The sequence below is a fragment of the Flectobacillus major DSM 103 genome, from assembly GCF_000427405.1.
GTDB classification, from domain to species: domain Bacteria; phylum Bacteroidota; class Bacteroidia; order Cytophagales; family Spirosomataceae; genus Flectobacillus; species Flectobacillus major.
Window position 1 is genome coordinate 270390 of sequence record NZ_KE386492.1, and the last position, 8277, is coordinate 278666.

Below are 8277 nucleotides of genomic sequence, written 5' to 3' on the forward strand. Positions count from 1 at the left end.
TATTTGTTTCAAGAAGTAGTAAGGAGTTGATGTACACATCGCTAATTAGTATCAAATAGAGATGCCTAAATAACACTATTGATATTAAAAAGGTTAATGATTTATGTGGTTTTACTAAGAATCGTGCAACGTAAGTTCGGTTCTAAATTAAATAACTAGCGGATATTTAATCACTTAATTTAGAAAAATTCTCCAATATTCAGCACTTAATATAATTTACTCCTAAAAATTGCATTGGCGATTTTCCATAGGTTTTTTTGAAAATTCTCGAAAAACTTGAGGCATAGTTAAAGCCTACCATATAGGCAACTTCGTTGATAGTGTATTTTCCTGATTGAAGATATTTACAAGACTGAGCGAGCCGTTCGTTGAGATGGTAACTATATACACTATTGTTATATACAGCCTTATAGAGTGTCTTAAATTTAGCGGTACTCATCCCAACGGCCTTTGAAAGTTGCTCTATAGTAGGGCAAGGTTTTGACAAATCTTCTAAGATTAAGTTATTGATTTGTTGAATTTTCTGAATATCCTTTTTCTTAAAATTTTGATTAGGAGTAAATATACTTTTGCTAATAAGCTTTTTGAAAAAGGTAATTGTAAGGTCTAGGGCTGTTTTATAAAAAACCAATTTGGTAATTTGGTCATAAATATCTTCTGTCAAGAGTGTTTCCAGAACTTTGTGGAGTTCAAAATCAATATGGTCGACTAGCAAAACGGGAGTTTGGTTTTGCATCATTTCGGCCACATGTTTGGCTGCCATAGGGTTCAGGTCTACAATGATATTCTGTTGAATCCACTGTTGCGAAAAAGTGATAGAGAAGGTGAAAAAAGCTTTATGAGCGGGTATTGTCCTTGTATTTTGGCTCGATGACGAGCTTAGTACTACACAATATGGAAACCCCGTTGGAAACCCCGTTGTGTTAAATTGAGGATTATTTGACTCATAAACAAAATCACTACAAATCGTAACATTCCATTTATTAGGAGTATTACTAGGATTTACACAAACATCCAAAGGTTGGGTTAGTGTCATTTGTACAAGTTCTATTTCGAAACCGTCTTCAATTTCGATAGATAAAATTTTACCTTGCCCACCTTCATGCTGGAATTTATACAAAAATTTTTCCTGTAAAGTAGCTCTAAAATGCTCAACCAACTTCGAGCTGAAATCCGTTTTGCAAGAATATTCGTATGTTAAAGTAGACGATTTCATGTGTTCTAGTGTTGGCAAATCTCGAACAGGGTTCAAGTACTAAATTATGGCATAAATAATCCATTATTTAATCAAGCCTAATTAACCTAATTATTAAAGTTTTGATTAAGTATTATATTAATACATTAGGCAATTTATGTGTCGAGTAATCAGTTACTGGTTTATTTACAATGAGTTAGTATGTAATGACTACTGATTGAATGGGAAGAGTATATCAATATAACAATTTATGAGAAGATGTACTAACATATTTTTTTAAATGTTACATTTCTTACACTTTGGCATATAGTAAGGTATTCCTTCGTCAGTCTTGACACGCTATGATTACGGATTTTCAAGACTCAAAAGTAGCCGTGATAAAGACCCAAAAGATAGAAGTAATGTTCTATTCTGAAATGATAAAAATCAGTGTCTATTTCTAAAAAAACCTTTGTAATTTGTCCCCCCAATCATCGGTAACATATATTATAGTCAACCATTTACGCAATTTTTTATGCCAATTTCTGAAGTTTATGGCTTTTGTACTACTAAAAACTCAATAAATATTTTAAAAATGATTAGCCAAAATACTCAAAATATATGATTTTTTATATTAAAACAACTTTTACTTCGTTCGTCACTTTTTTTTGAAAATATAATCCCAATAGTTTTTTGATATTTATAAAAAAGTTTATTATTACTGTTCGGTAGAAACTTGTGTAAGTTTACAAAGTTTTGATTTTTAGACTGGCGTATTTCCTAATGTTAAATACTTTATTGTCCAACTATGAATATCTTTAGCCAAGTAGATTTAAAACACTTTAAAACGGATGTCATTTCAAGAATAAATACATTATTTGAAGAAGAATCCAAGCGGCCTGTACCTCCAATACCCTTCGTTAGTCCTGCCTACAAGGTTAATATTTCTAAGGCTAACTCATTTCAGCAAGAAGGAATATATAATCTTTCGATTCAAAAGGTATAAGGTTCACAAACTCGAAATACAGGTAGCCAATTGTATGGCTTAGAGTTTGAACATATTTACAGTTTTTATCTTTACAATAGGCTTACATCTTTGTGTAAGTTTTTTGTACTGTTTACTGTTGCCTTATATTCATCTATTATTTAATGTATTTAACGCCAAAATACAGCACATACTCCATTTTATTTATTAAATTTAACCTGAAAACAAAGGATAGTTTACGTAGGGTTGTTGATATCACAGAAGGTTTATTCTTAATAATGTTTCCAATTTTCATCTTAATAAAGCAATAGCATACTAAATCTAGTAATACTTTTGCTCAGTAACCCACTGATTAAAAGGATTATAGTGTTTATGTCTGGATTTAATCGGATTAGAAATATTGGCACAGATAATGATACTAACTCAATAGGCCGATTTCATAGATGATACTCTCAATATGTTATCATTAGTTTTCCTATTGTTACGATAACTTACAGATTAATTTGCTGTTGGTTTCAGCCCATTACCTAAAGCCCAATATCTATGGTAGATAGCTTAATGCAACTTAATTTTTTGATTGATTTACTGCCATCAGTAGAACCTTCTCAGATTCCTGCAATTACCCAACAATTGAAAGAAACAACGGCTATTCTCCAAGCCCGTAGCCAATACTATACCAAGATAACCTCTGATTCACAAGAGCAAAATACTGGTTTACAGGATTTTGTGATTAGTTCTTTGTTGGAAGCCTGTATCTGGGAGTATGATTTAGCAACTCAAAAAATAGTTTTTACAGAAGAAAGTATTGCGCTACTTAATAAAGCCCACTATGAGCTGTCGGAGTTTGTGGTACTCTTTGAAGAAACTGCTCAATACAAACTCAACAATGCTTTAAACCAACTCTTTAACGAAGCTAAAGGCTTTGAGCTATTGCTCAAAACCAAGAAAGATTCTGCTCATAAATGGCTTGAAATATCAGGAAAACCCCTGAAAAAAGGAAATGGGACTATCGCTTTTGTTGGAACGCTCCGAAATGTCGACCTAGAGAGCCATTATCCTCAGGTGATTAATACTCACGAGTCGAGCCACTTTGTGCATGATTTACTGGCGGGAATTTCCGATGGTTTTACCGTTATTAGCGAAGACTGGGTGTTTACCTATGCCAACGAGCAGGTTGCACAATCGTTGAGAACTACTGTAGATAAGCTTATCGGAAAAAAAATCTGGGAGTTATTTCCTGAATTTACCAATGGGATATTTCAAAAAACCTGCGAGCAAGTAATGACCCAGCGCAAAATGCAAGTGGTTACCAGTCATTTTGCTCCTTGGAATACGTGGTTTCATAATCGTATATTCCCATCTACAGGAGGTATATCTATTTTTTCGACCGATATGACTGCCCAAAAACGCTTGGAAATATCTTTGCTCAAAAGCGAAGCCGACCTTACAACGCTCATTGAGAATATTCCTTATGTTATTTTCTCGGTCGATATGCAGCTTCGTCTGGTAAAATGTAATGCTTCATTCCAAGCTTTTGGTCAACAAATCACACAGAATGTACCCAAGAAAAATCTGAGTTTTATGGACTACTTCGGTACAAAACTTAGTAAAGAACTATTAGATAACCTACACGGGGCTGTAGCTGGTAAGGCGTCGTTTATTGAAACCGAAATAACAATCGACGGTCAAGTTTATATCTACGAAGCAAGTATTAACCCTTCGTACGATATTCATGACGAACAGGTTGGGATCTCTATTTTTATGGTGGACATCACCAGCCGCAAACAAACGCAAAGAATTTTGCAGTATAACGAACAAAGATATAGGTCGCTCTTTGACCACAACCCTAATGGCATCTTTTCGCTTGATTTGTCTGGACAATTTACTTCTGCCAATCAGGCTTTGGCGGTAATGCTAGAAGAACCCCTAGACAATATTCTGAATAGTTCTGTCAAATCTTGGATTTTGCCACAGGATTTTGCCTACCTCAAAACCCTCTTTGAAGAGGTAAAAGAGGGAAATCCTCGTACCTTTGAAATAGATATTTTGGTTCAAAAAGGAAACAAAAAACGCATTAATATTACCCATATTCCTATAATTATTGATGGCCAAATTGAGGGTATTTATGGTGTATTAAAAGATATTACCCATAGTTATAAAGCCGAGAAGGCTCTTGCTCAAAGCGAAAAAAGCCTGAACGATGCCCAAAAAATTGCACGTATAGGTAGTTGGGAATTGGATTTAGTAAATGATTTGCTTCAGTGGTCAGACGAACTATTTTCTGTTTTTGGGATTGAAAAAGACGGGTTTACCGCAAATTTTGAGGCTTTTGCCAAAACTATTCACCCCGACGACCGTGATGAATTTATGGCACAACAAAATGCTACCCTTCGTGGCAAACAAAAACTTGATGCCGAACATCGTATTTTACTAAAAAATGGAGAGGTACGCTACATTCATGAACGAGGCGAACTAATCACCGACGAAACAGGTAAAGGCATTATTTTGCGTGGTACGTCGCAAGATATAACACCAAGAAAAGAAATAGAGTTGAGACTGTTACAAGAAAGAAATTTCCTTCGGATTGTGCTCGACAATATTCCTGCATACGTATATTTTAAAGATAAAGAATACAAACATTTGTTGGTGAATAAAACCGGGCTTGAGTTTTATGGTGTAACCAACGAACAAGCTTTGATTCATACTACAGGACACGACTATTTGGACGAAAGTTGTATTTCATTGTTGGCTGCCCAAGACCAAATCGTATTGTCGACAGCAAAGCCCTTGATTAATATTAAAGAATATTTTGTATCGAAAACCACAGGGTTAAAATGGCTACTAAGCAATAAAGTGCCGATGCTCGACGAACACGGCAAAGTAATAGGTGTAGTAGGAATTAGCCGAGATATTACCGATTCTGTCAAAAAAGAATTAGAACAATCGCATTTATGGACTATATCTCGCCAGCTCAATGAAGTGGCCAATTTGACCGATGCCCTTCAAGAAATTCTTAAAACATTAGCCTGCTATCTTGACTGTCATATTGCCGAAGCTTGGACAATGAATGTGGATAATTCTCAGTTACAGCTCAATACTTGGTGGGCATCAAATGAAAATACGATTCATCAAACGGCTTATCCAGTGGTGGTATCGGTCGACAAAGGCGAGGGGTTGGCGGGTTTGTCATGGGCAACTCAACGTATTCAACAGTGGCAAGGTAGCCAAAATTATCCAGAACTGTTTACGCCCCAAATTTTAGCAACTGTTGTTATCAAGAGTGGCTTTGCCTTACCAATTGTATTCCGCAATGAGGTAATAGCTGTATTGATATTTTTTTCTGAAAAAACAGATATTGAAAGCGATAGTAGTTTTTTTGAAAGTGTGTCTCGTCAAATTGGAGCAGACCTTTCTCGTAGAAAAGCTGAAGATGAACTTAATCGCTTTTTTGACTTTTCACCCGATTTCCTTTGTATTCTTAACAACACTGGGCATTTTAAAAAAGTAAACAATGTTGCCGCATATTGGCTAGGTATCACCCACGATACCCCCACCGATACACTTTATACTGATTTTGTACACCCCGACGACCTTGTGCTTACGCTAGCTCATTTTGAAGAGCTTCGTGCAGGCAAAAAAGTGGTGTATTTTGAAAATAGATTTATTGCCCAACAAAAAGAAATAAAATGGTTTGCTTGGACAATCGCATCGGACAATGACCTTGGTATGATTATCGCAGTAGCAAAGGACATTACCGATAAAAAGCAGAACGAACAAAACCTAATGCTTTTTAAACACGTAATGGATAATATGCTCGATATGGTAAGCCTGTTGTCGCCCGATGGCCAACAGCTTTATCACAACAGGGCTTTTAGTACGGTTACGGGTACAGACATCGCCTTGCAGCTAGTAGATAAGCATGCTCCATTTGTCGACAAAACGCTTTCTGAAAAGGTTTATCAAAAAATTTTGGCAGGCGAACACTGGAAAAATGACGTACAAATTTATAATAGTCAGGCCGAAATAGTAGACTATTATTTGAGTGCTGGTCCTATTATGAATCCTCATAACGAAGTGGTAGCGTTGTTTGGCATATTTACCGACATCAGCGAACGCAAAAAACATGAACGAGACTTACAACAATACAACCACCAAATCACTACTATTTTAGAAAGTATCACCGACGGCTTTGTGGCTGTGAATCATAACTTTACAGTAACCTACATGAATGCCGAGGCCGAGCGACTGTTTGGTATTAGCCGAGATTTTCTACTTCATAAAAACCTCTTTGATAAGTTTGACAAAAATGCTCCGCTAGATTTTTATCCAGCTTATGCACAGGCCATTGAAGAAAATGTTGCAGTAGCTTTTGATAGCTATTATGAGCCTTCTCGGAGGTGGTTTCATATCAATGCTTATCCTTCTGAAAACAGTTTATCTATATTTTATAAAGACGTTACCGAACAAAAACTCATAGAAGAACTTGCCAGAATAGAAAAAGAAACCCTAGAGTTTAATACCATTCCCGATAATACGCTGCAGCAGGTTTTACAATTTTATATAGATAAAGTAGGAAGCCTCCAAAACAATATTGTGAGTACTATCTGGCAGATTGAAGATGATGTTTTGCACCCCTTGGCATGTTCAAATTTATGCCCAAAACTGGTTGAAGCCATTCAACGTTCGGGGTATTCGGGGGTAAAAGAATCCTATTTCAAACAACCAATCTTCTCAACTAAAAAACGTTTTGTTAAAAATCTTTATCAATCTGAAGCTTGGAAACCCTATTGGGATTTGCTCAAACAACAAAAAATTTCTTCGTGTTGGTCGATTCCGATTATCAGTTCTGGTAACAAAATTATTGGCGTGTTGGCCTATTTTAGCTACGACGAGCGAGTACCAACCCGCGAGGAAGAAAACACTATCGAAAGTGTAAGAAAGGTGATTACGCTGATTTTTGAAAACAAATTGTCTGAACAAGCGATTCGAGAAAGCAATAAGCGGTACGATTTGGTAGCCAAAGCTACCAACGATGTTATTTGGGATTTGGACCTCAATACCGAAAAAATTATCTGGAACGAAGGTATTGAACATATATTTGGATACGCCGATGCCATCCGTGAAAGTAGCTATGATTGGTGGCTCAGTAATGTACACGAAAACGATAAGAATAGAGTAAATAAAAGCTTAGGCCAACATATTATCGACAAAAAAACTCACTGGGAAGAGGAGTATCTCTTCAGATGTGCCGACAATACTTATAGGTTTGTTTACGACCGAGGTTTTACCATTTACGACGAAAATAACAATGCCATTCGTATGATTGGGGCAATGCAGGATATTTCGATAATTAAGCAAACAGAACGTAAACTCAACGAGTTAAATACCGAATTAGAAAACCGAGCCCAAGAGCTGGCCACATCGAACGAAGAACTGGAGCGTTTTGCCTACGTTGCTTCGCACGACCTCCAAGAGCCGCTCAGAATGGTAAGTAGTTTTTTGCAGTTGCTCAAGAAAAAATACGATAGCCAGCTCGACGAACAGGCTCAAAAGTATATATACTTTGCCGTAAACGGTTCTGAACGAATGAAGCAACTTATCATGGATTTGCTGGAATACTCAAGAGTGGGTACAAATAAAGACGCATTTGTTTTGGTTGACCTAAACGAGGTACTCACCGAAGTGTTACAGATTTACGACGAAAAAATCAAAAAAGAAGAGGCTTGCGTTAGTGTGGCGATATTGCCCACTATTTGGGGAAATAGAGTCCAGCTAACCCAGTTGTTCCAGAACCTAATAGGAAATGCTCTGAAGTATCGAGGGCAACAAAAGCCTGTGATTACTATCGATATCGCTCAAAATGAGGAAGAATGGGTTTTCTCGGTTCAAGACAATGGTATAGGTATCGACCCGATGTATTTCAAGAAAATTTTTATTATTTTCCAACGCTTGCATAGCAAAAACGAGTATTCGGGTACAGGTATTGGTTTGGCCATTTGTAAAAAAATCATAGAACGACATAAAGGACATATTTGGCTAGAGAGTAAGCCCGAACAAGGAAGTACTTTTTACTTTAGTATTCCTCAATCACTAAAAAATGTAACATAATTTACTTACC

General features: G+C 36.4%; 3 protein-coding genes. 2 read left to right on the plus strand and 1 reads right to left on the minus strand.

Annotated features, from left to right (window positions below; translation table 11 throughout):
• Positions 1–199 precede the first annotated feature (199 nt).
• The gene (locus FLEMA_RS76475) at positions 200–1216 is read right to left on the minus strand and encodes a helix-turn-helix domain-containing protein (RefSeq protein ID WP_026998238.1); all 1017 of its coding nucleotides are present in this window, start codon (positions 1214–1216) and stop codon (positions 200–202) included.
• Between the two features lie 766 nt (positions 1217–1982).
• Between FLEMA_RS76475 and FLEMA_RS0166975 the strand changes: the two genes are divergently transcribed.
• Both FLEMA_RS0166975 and FLEMA_RS76480 read left to right on the plus strand, forming a co-directional pair.
• On the plus strand, positions 1983–2180 hold the full coding sequence (locus FLEMA_RS0166975; RefSeq protein WP_026998239.1) for a hypothetical protein: 198 nt from the start codon (positions 1983–1985) through the stop codon (positions 2178–2180).
• 522 nt (positions 2181–2702) lie between these two features.
• Positions 2703–8267 (plus strand): PAS domain S-box protein, encoded by a 5565-nt coding sequence (locus tag FLEMA_RS76480; protein WP_052354473.1) that lies wholly within the window; start codon positions 2703–2705, stop codon positions 8265–8267.
• Positions 8268–8277: the final 10 nt, after the last annotated feature.